The sequence below is a fragment of the Okeania sp. SIO2C2 genome (assembly GCF_010692625.1).
GTDB classification, from domain to species: domain Bacteria; phylum Cyanobacteriota; class Cyanobacteriia; order Cyanobacteriales; family Microcoleaceae; genus Okeania; species Okeania hirsuta.
Genome location: NZ_JAAHGM010000177.1, coordinates 1 through 1100, shown reverse-complemented (window position 1 = coordinate 1100; position 1100 = coordinate 1). Strand labels below are relative to the sequence as shown.

At 43.6% G+C, this 1100-nt stretch carries 1 pseudogene; it reads right to left on the bottom strand.

The window, feature by feature from the left end:
* Positions 1-29: 29 nt before the first annotated feature.
* Positions 30-997, bottom strand: a pseudogene (locus tag F6K18_RS36250) (IS5 family transposase).
* Positions 998-1100 lie beyond the last annotated feature (103 nt).

Sequence of the window (1100 nt, the reverse complement as noted above, 5' to 3'; positions counted from 1 at the left end):
TCGCAACTTCTCCCCAGAAGAGAAGTTAATTAGTGAAGAGCGAATTCTACTTTGTAGCTTTCTGGCTGACAATTCTGTATCATACGATTAAGTATGGCACATTGTACGAACAATTCCACTGCCTGATTGTCGAATTTCCGTCGTCGCAACTTACCTCCAAATATTACTTTCAGTCTAAACATAGTTGTTTGTGATAGAGAACGTCGGTGGTATCCACTCTTACGTTTCCACTTTTTACGTCCAACATCACGAATTTCTCTGAGGTTCTCGTCCCTAGGATGAGGTGGACTATTACAATTACCATGATCCCAGATGACTGCATTTTTACGGGGTGGTATGGTTGGTTTGGCTCCTCTGTGACTGGCTGCGGAGTAGCACTTGCGTTTGTCATAGGCTCCATCACCTGACACTTGACCTATCTCGCTTTCTACTCCCAGATCGTAGTGGGCAAAATACTTGGTCGTCACGCTTCACGTTGGTACTAACCACTGCAGTTACTATTTCCCCTGTTGCCTCATTCACACCTAGATGCAACTTACGCCATGTACGACGTTTACCTACTCCATGAACTCTTGTTTTCCACTCTCCTTCTCCATCAACTTTGACTCAGATGCGAATCTACCACCAGGTGAATTGCTTCTGTTGCTGGAATTACTGGTATTTCTATGTTCAATTTACCCAAGCGACGAGAAAAAGTACTGTGGTCTGGGACTGGTAACTCTAGTCCCAAAGCGAGAAAATATAGATTCTAAAAAGCCCTCAGTTTGACGTCGTGCCAAGCTAAATCAAGTCGAAAGTGTTGCCATCAAGAAAGATCGCCACATTACTGTAAGTATTTGATCCTCCCTTGCGTCCTGTTTTCGTGATTGTTAAGCCATTGGTCTATTACCTCTTGATTAAGCCAAAATGTCAGACTGCCTCGTTGCTTTCCTACGGAATGCTGCGCAAACAAAGATGCATCATACTCAGACCAATTCTTGACCTTGTACCGAGGCAGTGACTTAGACTTGGACTTAGACTTGGACTTCACGAGTATCTACTGATTCGTATTATCCTGATGCTATTTATAGCCTAAACGTCACCTTTTGTGCAACAAAGCC